Source organism: Cobetia sp. MMG027, from assembly GCF_027947415.1.
GTDB classification, from domain to species: domain Bacteria; phylum Pseudomonadota; class Gammaproteobacteria; order Pseudomonadales; family Halomonadaceae; genus Cobetia; species Cobetia marina.
Window position 1 is genome coordinate 170726 of the sequence record NZ_JAQJIO010000010.1, and the last position, 16512, is coordinate 187237.

The window sequence follows — 16512 nt, forward strand, 5'->3', positions numbered from 1 at the left end:
AAGAGAGAATAGAGAAGAGAGAAAACAATAGAAGAGAGACGAGCAAGCGGGAGGAGAAAGGAGAGGCGACAGGACAGGAGGGAGAGGAACGCTGCCAAGGAGGGAGTCAGGACATGGCTTCTACCGGCGTTGCAGGAGTGCCAGGCCACCACGAGCGCCTGACAGGGGCAGGCGCTCGTGGTGGCGGGCAGGTGCAGGTCAGTTGCCCAGCGCTGCCGTGATGATCTGATACTTCTCCATCAACTCTTCCTGGCTTTCCTTGTTGGCCGGGTCGAGCGGGATGCAGTCAACCGGGCAGACCTGCTGGCATTGCGGCTCATCGAAGTGGCCGACGCACTCGGTGCACAGGTCCGGGTCGATGACATAGATCTCTTCACCCGGCGAGATGGCGCCATTGGGACATTCCGGCTCGCAGACGTCGCAGTTGATGCACTCATCAGTGATGATCAGGGCCATGGTGGTGTCCTCAGCTTGTGGCGGTGTCGGCGCCGGGCGGATTGAAGTGGCTGGCAAGAGCCTCGGCCACTATCGGGTGCACCAGACGCGACACATCACCCCCGTGTCGCGAGATTTCGCGCACGATGGTCGATGAAATATAGGAGTTCTGCAGTTCCGGGGTCAGGAACAGGCTGTCGACGTGCGGCGCCTGTGCCCGGTTCATGTTGGCCAGCTGCAGCTCGTACTCGAAGTCGGATACCGCGCGCAGGCCGCGCAGAATGATACGCGCATTCTGCTGTTCCAGCAGCTCCGTCAGCAGACAACTGAAACCGATGACCTCGACATTGTCGAGATGCGAGAGAATCTGTCGGGCAAGCTCGATGCGCAGTTCCAGTGGAAGGGTGGGTTGCTTGCTCGGGCTGTAGGCGACCGCGACGATGACCTTGTCGAACAGGCGAGCACCACGCTCGATCAGGTCGGTATGGCCATTGGTGATCGGATCAAAGGTGCCAGGGTAGACGGCAATGTTCTTGGGCATGACGAACTCGTGCTCTGTCAGCGGGCCATCGCGGACGGCCTTGCTGCAATGGACGACGAAGGGTGAGATGCCTGCGCTCTGGTCTTGGTGCAAGACACCTGCGGGCAACGAGCGAAAGCTGGTGGCCAGTCCGAGTGTAGAACCCCCAGCCTTGCTGTGGCCAGCAGGCTGGGGGAGCGCTCTTCACGGCAGTCGCTCACGAGGTGTCGCTAGAGTGACCCGAAGGGGTTGTCGACCTTGAGAGAGACGGCTTTCGCGTATCCTGGAATGCGGATCTCGCGATCAGTGATCTCAAGCTCCGGCCCTTCCAGCACACCCTCGCCGAAGCGGTAGGTCGGCGTGAATTCACCGCGCTGCGCCTTGTCCAGATAGTCCGCCCGACGCTGTTCACAGAGGCCGCTGCGCTCACGCCAGGCCGCCAGGGCGTCGTCACCATGTCGCGCTGTCAGCAGCTTCAGCGTGACATCGGCCGACAGCACCACGCCGCTGGCGTTGTTGCCACCGAATCCCTTGGCATTGATGAAGGCGACATCGGCCGAGAATTCGCGAGCTTCGCGTCGGATGTCGAGATGGCTGTGATGGACGTCATCGGCGATGGCATCCAGCGTCGGAATGCCCGGCAGAATGCCGGTGGTCATGCTGCCGAGTGCCGAGACCGTCTGATCACCCGCCGCGCTGCCCTGGCTGTGGCCGACGAAGGTCTTCACCGCCACGACAGGCCATGCTTCGATACCGTTGGCCCGCGCCACTTCGTTGAGCACATGAGATTCGGTCGTGCGGTTCTTCGGTGTGGAGGTGGCGTGCGCATGCACGAAACTGCGCTGGCGTACGCCTTCATCACCGACGATGTCTCGCGCCAGCGCCACCGCCTTGCTCAGCGTGATGTAATTGCCGACGCCCGGTGCCGAGATGGACCGCTTCCAGCCATCCGCATTGACGAAGACATCCGGGACACTGCCCAGGATGCGAGCGCCGGTCTCCAGCGCCAGCTCATCCGCCATCAGAATCACGAACTGGGTCGCTTCGGCGATGGTGAAACCGCAGTTGCGCGCAAAGGGACGGCAGGCTTTCTGGTAATCGCTGTCAGTGAGGACTTCCAGCGCATCGAGGGCCTTGAGGCTCTCGTCATCGGCCAGCGCCCCCATGCTGCGGAACCCTTCAATGACTTCCGGCGTGATGGGCGCATCCGCCGTGCCTACCATCACCACGCGACGGCGTCCGCTGCGGATGTCATTCAGGCCCAGCTTCAGGTTGTAGAGGAAACTGGCGCAGGCACCCATCGCGGCACCGGCTCCCCCGACATTGCCAAGCACATAGGCATTCAGGAAGTCGGCCGGCATCTGGGCATAGCCCAGCGGCATCTGCTTGGAGGTGGCGCGCTCGCCGGCCACGAAGGACTTCATCAGTCCGCCCCAGCCTTCAGTGTCCATCTGGCCGATCGAGTTGCCGGCATAGACGGCAATGTCGTCGGGGTCGAGGCTGTCGCGCAGCGAGTCCCAGTCAAGTCCGCTGTCGCCGAGGCAATCGCTGGCGCCGAAGATCGTCATCGACAGGCCGCGAGGGTGATGCACGCTGCGGTAGAGCTGCTCCGGCGCGAAGCCGCTGGGCAGCTGACCGGCGGCGCGGACCAGTGCCTTGCGGTTGTCCGGCAGCAGGACATCGAATTCGCCTGCCGGCACCGTGACTTCGACGCGACGATTGTCCAGCTCGCGGATCTGCCACGCGGCGGGTGGCTGCTCCGGCAGCTGGCGGCTGCGCAGGGTGAAGCTCAGGTCCTCGGTCAACGTCAGGCGTGACTGGCGGTTGGCGGGAATCCCGGCGTCATTGAAGCGTTCGTCTTCGATGCGACGAATCAGGGAATGTGCCAGTACCTGCTCTTCCAGACGAGCCGCGAGTGCCTGTGCCTCGGCGGGCTGGCCTTCGGCATCGAACCACTGACCCTGCTCGTCGCAGCGGGCGAGATTCATGAGCGATGCAAGGCCCAGCAGGGTCTCCTGGCGGTCCGTCTCCGACAGAGTCTCGAGCACCGTGCGCCGGAAGGCTTGATGACCCGAAGTCCTGCCGGCGGCGTTGACTCCGCCCATGCCGACGATCACCGGTAAGTGTGACAAGCCGCTTTCCTCGTGAAAAATGCTGTGAGTCGTTGGTCTGGGCGACGCCTCTGCGGGCATTCGTCCAAATGATGCCGCGATGATAACACCCCCTCAATACAGGCGTCATGCACCCTGCTCTCAGGCTGCGGCGCTAGCGAGGACTCGCTGCGAACACTGTGCGATATCCTGCGTTGCAGGGTAGGCCATTCCACCGAGGTCCTGGGTCACGAAAAAAGATCAATCGTTTGTTTGATTATGGGCGTGACGGATGAGATGCTTCAGGGGCTGTTTGAGTCGCTAGAGTTGGTGTAGGCGCGTGCCGAGAGGCATGCGCTTTTTTTGTGCATTGCCTGCCGGCGCTTGCCGCCAGACCGAGCGGGGCGCGGCGGATTCCCGAAAGAGGAATCTGCTAGAATTCCCTCGTCCATTTTCTGCTCGCCTGCCACCGGAATTCCGATGTACGCCAACTCCCGTCAGATCGACTCTCCCCAGACCGGCCCCCACGAGGACATCGAGCGGCGCGTACGCCGTGCGATGGCACATCCGCTTCGCAAGCCAGTCGCGGAGCACACGCGTGAGGCGTTTGAACAGGCGCAACGCTGGCTGGCGGAACAGGACAAGCCCTTGTGGCTGGACAGCGGCTGTGGCGTCGGGCGCTCGACCCGCCTGCTGGCACTGGCCCATCCGGATCATGCGGTGATCGGGGTCGATCGCAGCGAGGACCGCCTCACTCGCAAGCACGGCGAGCTTCCGGACAACGCGTTGCTGGTACGTGCTGATCTCGTTGATTTCTGGCGTCTCGCACTGGCGGCAGGCTGGGCGCCGGCTCATCACACCCTGCTGTATCCCAATCCCTATCCCAAGGCGCGTCACCTCAAGATGCGCTGGCAAGGCCATCCGGTATTTCCGATCATCATGGCATTGGGCGGTCGGCTCGAGTTGCGCACCAACTGGCAGATCTACGCACTGGAATTCGCTCAGGCCATCGGTCATGCCACCGGTGTCGAGGTGACGGCAGAGGCCTTTGTTCCGCACGGCGATTATCTGACCCACTTCGAGCGCAAGTATCATGAGTCCGGTCAGGCGCTGTGGCGCCTTGAATGCCAGCTCGAGCACACGCCTGAGCGTTACCCCCTGCAGGTGTGAGGCGTGTCATGCCGGCGGCAGGTTCTGGTTGGCGATGGCGGCGTGACTGTCACGGAAGGTGTCGCGCAGTGATTGGCGCAGCCAGCTGGCGGCAGGGCCGCGGGGGCTGTCACGTCGCGAGATCAATTCGATATCGATATCGGCGGTGGCGCCCAGTGCACTCAGGTCCAGTATCGTCAGCCGCTTCTGGAAGGGCGGGTAATGGGCGATGTGACGTGGCACCTGTGCCCAGCCCAGGCCACGTGTCGTCAGTTCCGCCATGGCATAGAAGCTGTTGAGCTGCCAGAAACGCTGTGAACGAGGAGCTTCCTGGCCGGGGCCCAGCTGCTGACGCTGACCGATCATCAATTGACGGTGATCCGCCAGATCGCTGTGGGTCGGGCTCTCGAGCTGTGCCAGGGGATGGTCGCGGGCGACGATCAGCACCTGCTCCAGTCGTCCCAGAGCCTCCCGCTCCAGTGCCATGGCACAGAGCGGCTGGCAGAACAGGATGCCGAGGTTGGCCTCGTGCTGCTCCACCCAGCGCGCCACTTCATCCTGAGCCCCATTGAGCAGATTCAGTGTCAGTGTCGGATACTGTACCGCCATCTTTTCCAGTACTTCCATCACGGGTGGCATCTCCACCAGCGCTTCATCGATCGCCAAAGTCAGGCTGGCTTCCAGGCCCTCGCTGAGGGTGCGTGCGCGGGCCTCCAGGCGTTGGCATTGCACCAGCACGCTATTGGCTTCGTGCAGCAGTGCCTTGCCTGCAGGTGTCAGGATGGGGGTACGCGGGGTGCGATCGAACAGCTCGCAGCCCAGGTCCATCTCCAGATTGGCGATGGCGGTGCTGACGGCGGACTGCGCACGGCCTAGACGACGTGCCGCGGCGGAGAAAGACCCCGTTTCCGCCACGCAACGCAGCGTCGTCAGCTGTTCCAGTGTCCAGTTCATTGCCTTGCCTCTCGCCTCGATCCATCTGAATACTAGATGGATACTAACTTTTATCCATCTCCATGACCTCTAGAATGCCTGACATATCCACCTCGCACAGCCGCACGGCATCATGTGCGAAGTCTGAGCAGGAGTCTCGGTGATGCGTTCCAACAAAGAGCGATTGGCACAGGCTGGGTTGCTGGAGCTGGGCGGCATTCTGATCGTGGCCCCGCTGTCCGCCATGTTGACGGGGCATGATCTGGCGAGCATGGGGAGCCTGGCCGTGGTGATGTCCACGCTGGCCGTGATCTGGAGTACGGTCTGGAACTGGATGTTCGACCGCTGGGTACCGACTCGCCAGCGCAATATGCTTCAGCGCATCACCCAGGCACTCGGCTTCGAGCTGGGCCTGGTGCTGGTGACGGTCTTCCTCGTCGCGGCCTGGCTGGAGATCGGGCTATGGCAGGCACTGTTGCTGGACCTTGGTTTCGTGGCCTTCTTCCTTGTCTGGGCCATGATCTTCAATCCACTGTTCGACGCGGTCATGACCCGCCTGCTGGCACGCAAGGCTGCCCGTGAGCGGAAGCACCCGTCACCACATTCCATGAGGTGAGTCGATGAGTTATGTCTTTCTGGCGCTGGCAATACTGGCAGAGGTCATCGCGACCAGTGCGCTCAAGGCCTCCGAGTCCTTTTCGCGACTCGGCCCCAGCCTGATCGTGGTGGTGGGGTACGGCATCGCCTTCTATCTTCTGACGCTGGTGCTGCGGGACCTGCCGCTGGGCGTCACCTATGCGGTGTGGTCTGGACTGGGGATCGTGCTGGTCACCCTGTTCGGCGCGGTGGTCTATCGCGAGATGCCGGACCTGCCGGCGATCCTGGGTCTGGCGATGATCGTGGGGGGAGTTGCCGTCCTGCATCTGTTTTCCAGCGCCACTCCTCATTAAGCTAGAGGCATCACGGCGCCAATCCGGCTGTGACATGGATGCTCACCGACGACGTCACTGGATGCCTCATGCCTCTACTTCGCACTGCAAAAACCTCTGCGCGACCTGCGTTGCTGTCCACGTTGCTCTCTTCGCTGCTTCGCCCGTTCAAGGCAGCGGCACACCCCGCGATGTCGGGAATGCCGCTGCGCTTCACGCGCTCGCTGCGCGGACTGGCCATCGCCGCCGGCGCTACCCTGGTAGCGACCGGGCCGGCGCAGGCAGCCGGGTTCGACAACCTCACTCGCCTGGCTGACAAGGGCTTCATCGTCAGTGCCCAGGCTCGCATGCTGGACACCGGCGAGACGCTGGCCTCGGTCAATCCCGACCAGCAACTGACGCCGGCTTCGCTGTCCAAGCTCTATATCGCCGGCGCGGCGCTGGACCGTTTCGGGCCGCAGTATCGCTTCTCCACACGTCTGCGCAGCACGGGCTCGATCAATGACGGCGTGTTGACCGGCGATCTGGTGCTCGAGGGCAGTGGTGACCCGGCATTGACCAGTGAAGAACTGTGGCGTCTGACCGAAGAGCTGCGCTTCAGGGGCATCCGGCGTATCGAGGGACGCCTGCTGGTCAGTCAGTGGCGTTTCGGGCCGGTGCCATGCATCAGTACCGATCGCTGCAATGCCTCGCGTCGCTCGAGCAACGCCTATGATGCGCTGCTGTCGTCCGCGGCCAGCAACTATGCCAGCTGGTGCGTGAAGGTGATGCCGGGGGCGGGCAGTCAGGCGCCGGCGCGACTTGCCAGCTGTGACACGACCCAGCCCACCGAGATCTTCGACAATCAGGTCACCACCGTCGCGGCCGGCGGAAAGAATGCCCTCAATGCGCGGCGTACCACCAGCAACGGGCGCGATACGCTGGTCGTCAGTGGCACCATCGCCGCCGACAGCCAGCCGCGCAGCATCTACCGTGCCGTGTCCAATCCGGCGCTGTATACCGGCGAGCTGATGCGCGACATGCTGGCGCGTGCCGGCATCGCGGTCACGGGCGGCGTGGACATCACCACCACGGCGCCGCCTTCCAGTGCGGTACAGCTGGGGAGTGTCGAGGGCAAGCCGATGCAGGAGCTGTTGACGCGGATGCTCAACTACTCCAACAACTTCATGGCCGACCAGCTGACATTGGCACTGGTCGGTGGCAGTCAGGCCACGCTGCGTCAGGGAGGCGCCAAGCTTGAGACCTTCGCCAGCGCGATCCCGGGTCACGGCCCGCTGACGCTGTATTCAGGCAGTGGTCTGACCTCGCAGAACCGTACCAGCGTCAATGGTCTGATCGCGTTGCTCGACAGCATGTACCACCGTCCGGCCCTGTTCCCCACTTTCGTTGCTGGGCTTCAGGCACCGGCCAATGGTCCGATGCGCTTCATTCGGCGCGGCAGCGAGACCTTCCGCAATCACGTGATGGTCAAGACGGGAACGCTCAACAATCCTGTGCCGGTGCGCGCCATCTCGGGCTACTTCCGCACCCAGACAGGCCGCTGGGGAGCCTTTGCCGTGATGGTCAACGGGCGTGCCGCCGTGCCGTATCTTTCCTGGCCGCAGGTGCTGGATCCGGTCGCGGAGGACCTGACCGCGATGATCGAGCGCAATTGATCCATCGGCCGTGACTGCATGATACGAAAGCCCCCGCCAGCTGGCGGGGGCTTTCGTCTTCATGGCCTGTGTGACAGGCACAAAAAACCCCGCCCGAAGGCGGGGTGATCCTCCACACGCCCGGCATGGCTGAGGGGAGGGCACTCGGGACGCTCGACAGGGCGTAACGAGATGCCTAGAGCATAGCGTCGTGAGGCCGCCTTGGCTAACCTCAAACAGCGTATTGCACCGCAACAATCAATGACTTGGCGCAATTTTCGAGGCAATGGCGCATTTTTTCCGTGATCGGCTGCGATTCGTGGTGCGCGTTGGCATGTCAGCGGGCGGGATCCAGCAGTACGCGGCCACTGATGTTGCCGTCGATCATGGCCTCGGCACGTGCCGCGATGTCATCCAGTCCCACCGTCTCCAGCTGCATCCGCGCGTGCAGCTCGCTGGAGACCTCGGCCAGTCGTTGCCACACCTGCTGGCGACGCTCGGCATTGATCATCACGCTGTCGACGCCGAGCAATGAGACGCCGCGCAGGATGAATGGCATCACGCTGGTGGGCAGGTCGGCGCCCGCCGCGAGCCCCACGGCCGCCACCTTGCCATCGTAATGCATCTGCGCCAGCAGATTGGCCAGTACCTGGCCACCGGCGGTATCCACGGCACCGGCCCAGCGGCTCTTCTCCAGCGGACGGCCCTTCTCCTCGAAATCGCTGCGCAGATGGACCTCGCTCGCACCCAGTGACTCGAGCCACTCACGCTGCTCGGCCTTGCCGCTGACCGCGTGGACCTCGAAGCCCTGCTCGGCCAGCATCTGCACTGCCCAGCTGCCGACCCCGCCAGTGGCGCCGGTGACGATCACCGGGCCTTGCTGGGGCGTCAGGCCGGCCTCTTCGAGACGCATCACGCACAGCATGGCAGTCAGGCCCGCCGTGCCGAAGGCCATGGCCTGTTCGGCGCTCAGGTTCGCGGGGCGCTTGACCAGCCACTCGGGCTTGACGCGCATGCGCTCGGCCAGTCCGCCCCAATGACGCTCGCCCACGCCCCAGCCGGTCAGGATGACCTCGTCGCCTGGCTGGAAGTCCGGCGAATCGGAGGCCTCGACACGTCCCGCGAAATCGATGCCCGGCACGAAGGGCAGCTCGCGCACGATCTTGCCACGGCCGGTGATGGCCAGCGCATCCTTGTAATTGAGGCCGGAACGCTCGATGGCCACCGTGACAGGCAGGTCGGGTAGCTGATCATCGGAGAGTTCGACGACTCGGGCGCGTGGGGTCTCGTCGTGCAGCATCAGTGCGCGGGACATGGCAGTCTCCTCGTGATTGGCGTTGGTGTTGGCGCTCTTCCTGCGTGAAGGTGTCAGGGCGTCTGGCGTGAGACGCTCGGTCTCACAGTGCCTGCAAGCGACGCCGCGGGGAAGTCCTGAGACCTCGACATTGGGATGAGACTGACGCAACCGGGGCCGCTGATCAGATGAAGCTGCGTACGGTGGCCAGGCCGACAAGGGTCATCAGCACGGTATAGGGCAGCGCCATCCATACCATGCGTCCGTAGGACAGCCGGACCAGCGGGGCGATGGCCGAGGTCAGCAGGAACAGGAACGCCGCCTGACCATTGGGGGTCGCCACGCTTGGCAGGTTGGTGCCGGTGTTGACCGCCACCGCCAGCGCATGGAAATGCTCACGACTGATGTTGCCTGCCAGGTACTCGTTCTTTACCTGAGTGATGTATACCGTCGCCACGAAGACATTGTCCGAGATGGCGGACAGCAGTCCGTTGGCGAGGAACAGCGCCCCCGCCTGGTCCTCCATCGGCAGACTGAGCACCCATTGGATGAAGGGCTGGAACAGATGCTGCTCGTGGATGACGGCGACGATGGTGAAGAACACCACCAGCAGTGACGTGAAGGGCAGCGCTTCCTGGAAGGCGCGTCCGATCTGATGCTCATCGGTGATGCCGTTGCCGGCGGTCAACAGGATGATCACCGCCAGCCCGATCAGCCCGACCTCGGCCAGATGCAGCGCCAGTGACAGTACCAGCAGGATGGCCACCACCACCTGCACGATCAACGCTGCGCGCTCGCGCGGGGTGCGGCGCGCATCCTGATGGCGATCATAGTCCTCGAGAATCCGGCGGACGCTGGCAGGCAGGCGTTGGCCATAGCCGAACCAGCGGCCGCGTTCCAGCAGCACGCATAGCGCAAGTCCGGCGAAGAAGGTGGGAAGGGTGACGGGGGCCATCTGCAGGAAGAAGGACAGGAAATCCCACTCGGCGGCCTTGGCGATTACCAGATTCTGCGGCTCGCCGATCATGGTGCTGACGCCCCCCAGCGCGGTACCGACGGCACCATGCATCAACAGCGAGCGCAGGAAGCCGCGGAAGTCCTCGAGATCTTCGCTGTGGATCGCCTCGACACTGATGTCGTTGGCGTGATCATGCTGGGTATCGAAATTCTTGCCTGACGCCACCTTGTGATAGACGGAGTAGAAGCCCACCGCGATACCGATGATCACCGCGGTCACGGTCAAGGCATCCAGGAAGGCGGACAGCAGGGCGCTGGCCAGACAGAACATCAGCGACAGCCAGGTCTTGGAGCGGACGCCGAGAATGATCTTGGTGAAGGTATAGAGCAGCAACGGCTTCATGAAGTAGATGCCTGCCACCATGAACATCAACAGCAGGATCACCGGCAGATTGCGCTCCATCTCCTGCATGATGGCATCCGGGGAGGCCATGCCGATGGCGACGGCCTCGATCGCCAGCAGGCCGCCGGGTTGCAGCGGGTAGCACTTGAGCGCCATGGCCAGCGTGAAGATGAACTCGCCCAGCAACAGCCAGCCGACGATCACCCCACCCTGAGGGCCGCTGAACCACAGCAGCAGCGGATTGGTGATCAGGAACAGGCACATCAACTGCTTGTACCAGCGCGGCGATTGGCCGAGGAAGTTGCGCGCCAGTCCGTGACCGAGTGTCTGGCGTGTGTCGTGAGATGAGGAAGGCATGGGCAGTTCCTGGGCGTTGACTTGTTGTTGTTGGATGACCGTATCGGCAATGCCGCAACATCGCGGGCTTTGCTATCATCGCCGCCGTCATCGAGCGCCTGGCGGTATTAGAGCATGCTCGGTGATGAGGTCTCGGGTAGCCTTTGGTCGTGAAAACCGCGCAGCTAGCGCTGCGAGGTCGCCAGCCGGTGTGCTGGCAGCTCTTCCCGAGACGTGTTTCTGGTAAACGTCATCGTCCGATTGAAAGATCGGCCTCTGCAGCCACCGTGCTGCGTCTGCACGAGACCCGAAGATGAAATCACGGCATACCGGCCTGACCCACCTCAAGCACTCCGCGCGTTACTCTCTCAAGGGGCTCAAGGCGGCCTGGCGCAATGAAGAAGCCTTCCGGCAGGAATTGATCCTGTGCGCGCTACTCTTGCCGTTCGCCTGGTGGATTGGGGAATCGCACATCGAGTGGCTGCTGCTGGTCGGCTCCATCCTGATCGTGTTGATGGTCGAGCTGCTCAATTCCGCGGTGGAGTGCGCGATCGATCGCATCGGCCCGGAGTTTCATGAACTGTCCGGGCGCGCCAAGGACATGGGCTCGGCAGCGGTGATGCTCGGTCTGATCTTCGCGGGCCTGACCTGGGGCACGCTGCTCTACGACAAGCTGTTCGGATAGGGCATATCGCCTGTGGGGCATGGCCGTGTCATGTCCCCTCTGCCTCCGTTATGCTGAAAGCCGGATCGAAGGAGACGACCATGCCCGACAACGCCCCCGCCTCATCACCCCACTCTTCCCGCCCGTCAGCGGATCTCCCGCTGCCGGCAGACTTCCTGCCGCTGGAGGCGCTGCTCGGCCAGCAATCCGAGCACAGTCGCCAGACACTGGAGGAGGCTGCCGGCGCCGTACGGGAGCGTCTGAACGAGAGCCTGATGCAGGCCCGGAGTCTCAGCGAGATGCGCGGCGATGCCAGCTCGCCCGTGGCGACGTTTCTGGCGCTGGGGGCGCAGCAACGTCTCGAGCTCGCCCGTCTGGTCACGCTGTCGGACTTCGCTCTCGATACCCTGTGCCGTCGCCCTGAGCTTCTGGCCGAACTGATCGAGAGCGGCGAGCTTGAACGCGCCTTGCCGCCACGGGAATTGAGCGCACGGCTGGCGGAGGGGCTGTCGGCCGCCGAGGATGAAAAGGCGATGCAGCAGGTGCTGCGGCGTTTTCGCCAGCTGCGCATGCTGGGCATCATCTGGCGTGATCTCAATGGCACGGGCATGTGGGACACGGCGGGCGCGGTCTCGCGACTGGCCGAGGTCTCGCTTGAAGGTGCGCTGGGGTGGCTGGAGGCCTTTCTTGAACCGCGCTATGGCCGCCCGGCAGCGGATCGTTTCGGAGAGCCGCAGCGGTTGGTGGTGCTCGGCATGGGCAAGCTGGGGGCCGGAGAGCTCAACCTGTCCTCCGATATCGACTTGATCTTCGCCTTCCCCGACAAGGGCGAGACGACGGGCGGGCGCAAGTCGCTGGATCACCAGGAATATTTCACGCGGCTGGGCCAGAAGTTGATCGCGGCGCTGGATGCGATGACCGCCGATGGCTTCGTGTTCCGCGTCGACATGCGCCTGCGGCCGCTGGGGGACGGCGGCCCACTGGTGGGCAGCTTCTCGATGCTGGCCAGCTACTACCAGGATCAGGGGCGTGAATGGGAGCGCTACGCGATGCTCAAGGCGCGTCCAGTGGCCGGCAGCATCACCGCGGGCGAGCGACTGATCGCACATCTGCGGCCCTTCGTCTACCGCAAGTATCTGGACTTCGGCGCCATCGAATCCCTGCGCGAGATGAAGGGGATGATCAATCGCGAGGTCAAGCGCCGCGGGCTCTCTGACAACATCAAGCTGGGGTCCGGTGGCATTCGCGAAGTGGAATTCGTCGCCCAGGCCTTCCAGTTGATCCGCGGTGGGCGCGAGTCGGAACTGCAGGTCACCTCACTCAAGACAGCCTTCGCGCGACTGCCCGAGCTTGGCTTGCTGCCACAGGCGGTCGTGGATGAGCTGGTGCCGGATTACGTCTTCCTGCGTGATCTTGAGCATGCCCTGCAGGCGCAGGCCGACCGCCAGACCCAGACATTGCCGCTGGACCCGCTGGGGCGCGAGCGTCTCGCCCTGGCGATGCAGCTGCCGGACTGGGAGGCGCTCACCGAGCGACTCGAAGAGGTGCGCGCTCGCATCCGGCTGCACTTCGACAACGTGATCGCCGCGCCGGAAGACGAGGAAACCGAACCGCCCGAAGGGCAGCAGGCACTCGATGAGTGGCGTGCCCTGTGGCGCGATGAGCTGACGGTGGAAGAGGGTCGGGAGCTGCTCGCCGAAAGCGGATTTGAGGCACCCGACGAGAGTCTGCGGCGTCTGAACAGCCTGCGTCGCTCACGGGCAGTGCAGGGGATGCAGCGCATCGGTTTTGATCGTCTGGATGCCTTGATGCCCTCATTGCTGCAGGCGCTGGGCTCGGCGGCGGGCGACCCGGAAAAGCCCGGCGAGCATGATGCCAGTCGCGTACTGGAGCGTGTGCTGCCGCTGATCGAGGCCGTGTTGCGTCGCACGGCCTACCTGGCGCTGCTGCGCGAGAATCCTGATGCACTGACGCAGTTGATGCGCCTGTGTGCGGCGAGCCCCTGGATTGCCGAGCAGCTGGCGCGCTATCCGGTGCTGCTGGACGAGCTGCTGCACCCGCACAATCTCTACTCGCCCGCCGACAAGGTGCGTCTGGCCGATGAGCTGCGCATCGCGCTGTCACGCATCCCCGAAGAGGATGAAGAGGCGTTGCTCGAGGCGCTGCGCGTCTTCCGTCACGCCCAGGTGCTGCACGTCGCGGCCTCCGACATCGCGGGGGCGCGCCCGCTGATGAAGGTGAGCGATTATCTGACCTTCATCGCCGAGGTGATCCTCGAGCAGGTACTGGCGATGGCCTGGAAGACCCTGACCCGCAAGCACGGCTTTCCGCTGGGGCGGGATGGCCAGCCGATCACCGGGGACAGTCTGAGCGGCTGCTTCGTGATCGTCGGCTACGGCAAGCTTGGGGGCATCGAGCTGGGCTATGGCTCGGATCTGGATCTGGTCTTCCTGCACGATGCCGCCAGCAAGGGCCAGACGGATGGCCCGCGCCCCCTCGACAACCCGCTGTTCTTCACCCGGCTGGGTCAGCGCATCATTCATCTGCTGACCGCGGTGACTCCGGCCGGTGCCCTCTACGAAGTCGACATGCGCCTGCGGCCTTCCGGCAACTCCGGACTGCTGGTCTCGAGCCTGGCTTCCTTCCGTGATTACCAGCTTTCCCAGGCCTGGACCTGGGAGCATCAGGCGCTGGTGCGGGCACGTGCCGTGGCGGGGGATCCGGCGCTGGCGCTGGCGTTTGAGCAGACACGTCGGGAGGTGCTGGGGCAGGCCCGAGAGGCCGATGCCCTGGGCAAGGACGTCGTCGCCATGCGCCACAAGATGCGGGATCACCTGGGGAGTTCCGCCAAGGACCGGGATGCAGGCCAGTTCCACCTCAAGCAGGATGCGGGAGGCATCGTCGATATCGAGTTTCTGGCCCAGTACTGCGTGTTGTCGATGAGCCATCAGGAGCCTGAGCTTCTGAGATGGAGTGACAACATGCGACTGCTCGAGACGCTGGAGGCCTGTGGGCGCCTGCCGGGTGAACAGGCCAGTGAGCTGCGCGAGGCCTATCTGGCCTATCGCAATACCAGCCACCGCCTCGCGCTGGAAAAGCGTGGCAGCCTCATCAATCTCGAACAGGTGCCGCTCATCGCCATGCACCGCGAGCGTGTCATCGCCATCTGGCAATCCTTGCTGGGGGAGTGATCTTGACTCAGACATTTCGTGTTCAGCTCAGGCATTCCCTGTCCCGATGATTCGCGCGGCGTGATTAAACGCCATATCAATGCTCGCAATCCCCTGTCGCCATCCCCAAGAAAGGGTGCACCAGACAACGTTGACAGGGGAGGTCAGCATGATGGAGTGGATCGCGAATCACTCGAAAACCATCTCGGCGATTGCCAGTATCGGCTCGTTCTTCATCTGGCTGGTCTACGCACAGCTGCTGTATCACAACTTCCGTCGCCAGCGGCGCCCGCGCGTGTTGATCAATCGCGGCAAGTCCAAGGGGATCGACAGCCTGTGCATCGTCAGCAACATGAGTGCCGAATCGATCTTCATCGAGCACATCATCGCCCGGCTGGATACCAGTCATGGCAGCCTGCTGATGGATGTCACCGAGTTCGAACGCAGCTATCAGGAAGGTGACGAGCAGAGTGACAATCAGCAGGATGGCGACAGCGAACAGTCCGCGAAGGAGGCTTCCAGCAGCAGTGAATGGCGTATCTCCGATACCACGCGTCAGGGGCCGCTGGGCTCGGGCGACTTCCTGCATATCGGGACGTTCTCTGAAGTCATCGAGCGCATGGCGCGCCGCAATGGCATCTCGCTCGACGGTCACTGGCCCAGCAATGAGCAGCTGAAATTCCAGCGCCTGACGCTGAGCATCATCGGCATCTATGGCAGTGAGGACCACCCGATCGGCGTCGAGCGTGCCTTCCGTCTGTACGATGCCAATGGAGAATGTGCGCTGGTACCGGAGCGCTGGGATTCCAATCGCCTGTCATCACGCCGCCAGCGTCACAAGTTGCGCAAGCTTCTGAATCGCATCAGTGGGGAAGACATCAGCGAGCAGTCTACCTTCCAGCCCCCGAGTGACGACGAGTCGCGCGACAAGGCGTCATGAGTGCGGGCACATGAGGCTAACGCATGAACTACCGGACGCATGAATCACTAGGCGCATGAATCATCGCAAGCATGACAGCGGTGTCTTCACACTGTCAGGGCGTCGAGGATGGGGTAGGCTTTCCTGAGCCCCATTTACGGAGATCCTCGGATGCAGGAACGCGTCACGCCCTTTCAGCTGTTCATCCTGGTGCTGTCACTGTATGTCATCGGTGCGATGGTCGTGGATCTGATCTTCGAACTGTCGCCCCCGGTCCAGCGACTGCTGCAGTACATGGACTACGTGGTCTGCCTGTTCTTCTTCGTCGATTTCTGCAAGCGGTTCGCCAGTGCGAAGAGCAAGCGCGAGTACATGAAGTGGGGCTGGATCGACCTGCTGGCCTGTATTCCGGCAGGCCTCTTCCAGGGGGCGAGGCTGTTTCGTGTGGTGCAGATACTGCGAGTGCTGCGCGCCATCAAGTCGATGGAGATGATCTGGAAGCTGCTGTTCCGCAATCGCGCCGAGGGGGTGTTCGCCTCTGCGGCCACTGCCACGGTGCTGCTGGTGGTCTTCGGCGCACTCACCATGCTGATGGTGGAGACTCCCAACCCCGACAGCCCCATCAACACTGCCGAGGAGGCGCTGTGGTGGGCCGTCGTGACGGTGACCACCGTCGGCTATGGGGACTATTATCCCATCACCACCCTGGGGCGGGTCGTGGCCGTGCTGTTGATGGTGGGAGGCGTGGGGTTGTTCGGGAGCTTCGCGGCCTACATCAGTTCGATCTTCATCGAGGATGACAGTGAGCAGGAGGCGCGCGCGGCGCGTGCCCAGCGCGACATGACCCGCGCGCTCTACCACCAGATCAGCGAGCTGACGACCGAGGTGCGTGAATTGCGCACCCGGCTTGATGAAGTGGCGGTGATGCAGGGGGAGTCGCTGGCGGAGCGCGAACAGCGCCGTGAGGCGCTCCAGCGTGAGGTCAATGACGAGATGGCCCGGCGTCTGGACGAGGCCGGCACCACTGCGCCGCAACGCAAGACGGACCCCGGGCCTGACGGAAAGCGTTGAGCCGTGAT

14 protein-coding genes are annotated in these 16512 nt (G+C 63.4%); 8 read left to right on the plus strand and 6 right to left on the minus strand.

The window, feature by feature from the left end:
* Positions 1 to 198: 198 nt before the first annotated feature.
* The 3 genes from PJK54_RS14755 to PJK54_RS14765 form a co-directional block, all read right to left on the minus strand.
* A complete protein-coding gene (locus tag PJK54_RS14755) occupies positions 199 to 456 on the minus strand; it encodes a YfhL family 4Fe-4S dicluster ferredoxin (RefSeq protein ID WP_077378030.1) in 258 nt (85 codons plus the stop codon).
* A 10-nt stretch (positions 457 to 466) separates the two neighbouring features.
* Positions 467 to 976 (minus strand): pantetheine-phosphate adenylyltransferase, encoded by a 510-nt coding sequence (coaD, locus tag PJK54_RS14760; RefSeq protein WP_271303242.1) that lies wholly within the window; start codon positions 974 to 976, stop codon positions 467 to 469.
* Positions 977 to 1185: 209 nt separating this feature from the next.
* On the minus strand, positions 1186 to 3060 hold the full coding sequence (locus PJK54_RS14765) for a beta-ketoacyl synthase (RefSeq protein ID WP_271303260.1): 1875 nt from the start codon (positions 3058 to 3060) through the stop codon (positions 1186 to 1188).
* Between the two features lie 465 nt (positions 3061 to 3525).
* Between PJK54_RS14765 and trmB the strand changes: the two genes are divergently transcribed.
* Complete coding sequence (gene trmB, locus PJK54_RS14770) at positions 3526 to 4215, plus strand: tRNA (guanine(46)-N(7))-methyltransferase TrmB (protein ID WP_176494265.1); 690 nt, start codon at positions 3526 to 3528, stop codon at positions 4213 to 4215.
* Between the two features lie 6 nt (positions 4216 to 4221).
* Here trmB and PJK54_RS14775 read toward each other — a convergent pair whose 3' ends face one another.
* A complete protein-coding gene (locus PJK54_RS14775; protein WP_077378039.1) occupies positions 4222 to 5148 on the minus strand; it encodes a LysR family transcriptional regulator in 927 nt (308 codons plus the stop codon).
* 142 nt (positions 5149 to 5290) lie between these two features.
* On the opposite strand from PJK54_RS14775, the gene PJK54_RS14780 reads away from it, so the two are divergent.
* The 3 genes from PJK54_RS14780 (at position 5291) to dacB (ending at position 7711) form a co-directional block, all read left to right on the plus strand.
* Positions 5291 to 5743 (plus strand): PACE efflux transporter, encoded by a 453-nt coding sequence (locus PJK54_RS14780; protein ID WP_077378043.1) that lies wholly within the window; start codon positions 5291 to 5293, stop codon positions 5741 to 5743.
* A gap of 4 nt (positions 5744 to 5747) precedes the next feature.
* Entirely contained in the window at positions 5748 to 6077 is a 330-nt protein-coding gene (locus PJK54_RS14785) for a DMT family transporter (protein ID WP_077378046.1), read from the plus strand.
* A gap of 68 nt (positions 6078 to 6145) precedes the next feature.
* Positions 6146 to 7711 carry a D-alanyl-D-alanine carboxypeptidase/D-alanyl-D-alanine endopeptidase gene (gene dacB, locus PJK54_RS14790; RefSeq protein ID WP_271303243.1) on the plus strand — a complete coding sequence of 522 codons (1566 nt, stop codon included), beginning with the start codon at positions 6146 to 6148 and terminating at the stop codon, positions 7709 to 7711.
* A gap of 316 nt (positions 7712 to 8027) precedes the next feature.
* On the opposite strand, the gene PJK54_RS14795 is transcribed toward dacB, so the two are convergent.
* Together PJK54_RS14795 and nhaB are read right to left on the minus strand one after the other, a co-directional pair.
* Positions 8028 to 9005: an MDR family oxidoreductase gene (locus tag PJK54_RS14795; protein ID WP_077378051.1), complete on the minus strand. Its 978-nt coding sequence runs from the start codon at positions 9003 to 9005 to the stop codon at positions 8028 to 8030.
* A gap of 163 nt (positions 9006 to 9168) precedes the next feature.
* Positions 9169 to 10701 (minus strand): sodium/proton antiporter NhaB, encoded by a 1533-nt coding sequence (gene nhaB, locus PJK54_RS14800; protein WP_136939576.1) that lies wholly within the window; start codon positions 10699 to 10701, stop codon positions 9169 to 9171.
* Between the two features lie 292 nt (positions 10702 to 10993).
* Between nhaB and PJK54_RS14805 the strand changes: the two genes are divergently transcribed.
* From PJK54_RS14805 to PJK54_RS14820, 4 genes are all read left to right on the plus strand, one after another.
* Complete coding sequence (locus PJK54_RS14805; RefSeq protein WP_077378057.1) at positions 10994 to 11365, plus strand: diacylglycerol kinase; 372 nt, start codon at positions 10994 to 10996, stop codon at positions 11363 to 11365.
* Between the two features lie 80 nt (positions 11366 to 11445).
* On the plus strand, positions 11446 to 14535 hold the full coding sequence (gene glnE / locus PJK54_RS14810; RefSeq protein ID WP_271303244.1) for a bifunctional [glutamate--ammonia ligase]-adenylyl-L-tyrosine phosphorylase/[glutamate--ammonia-ligase] adenylyltransferase: 3090 nt from the start codon (positions 11446 to 11448) through the stop codon (positions 14533 to 14535).
* Positions 14536 to 14683: 148 nt separating this feature from the next.
* Positions 14684 to 15454 carry a hypothetical protein gene (locus PJK54_RS14815; protein WP_271303245.1) on the plus strand — a complete coding sequence of 257 codons (771 nt, stop codon included), beginning with the start codon at positions 14684 to 14686 and terminating at the stop codon, positions 15452 to 15454.
* Between the two features lie 150 nt (positions 15455 to 15604).
* A complete protein-coding gene (locus PJK54_RS14820; protein ID WP_077378068.1) occupies positions 15605 to 16504 on the plus strand; it encodes an ion transporter in 900 nt (299 codons plus the stop codon).
* The last annotated feature ends 8 nt before the right edge of the window (positions 16505 to 16512 follow it).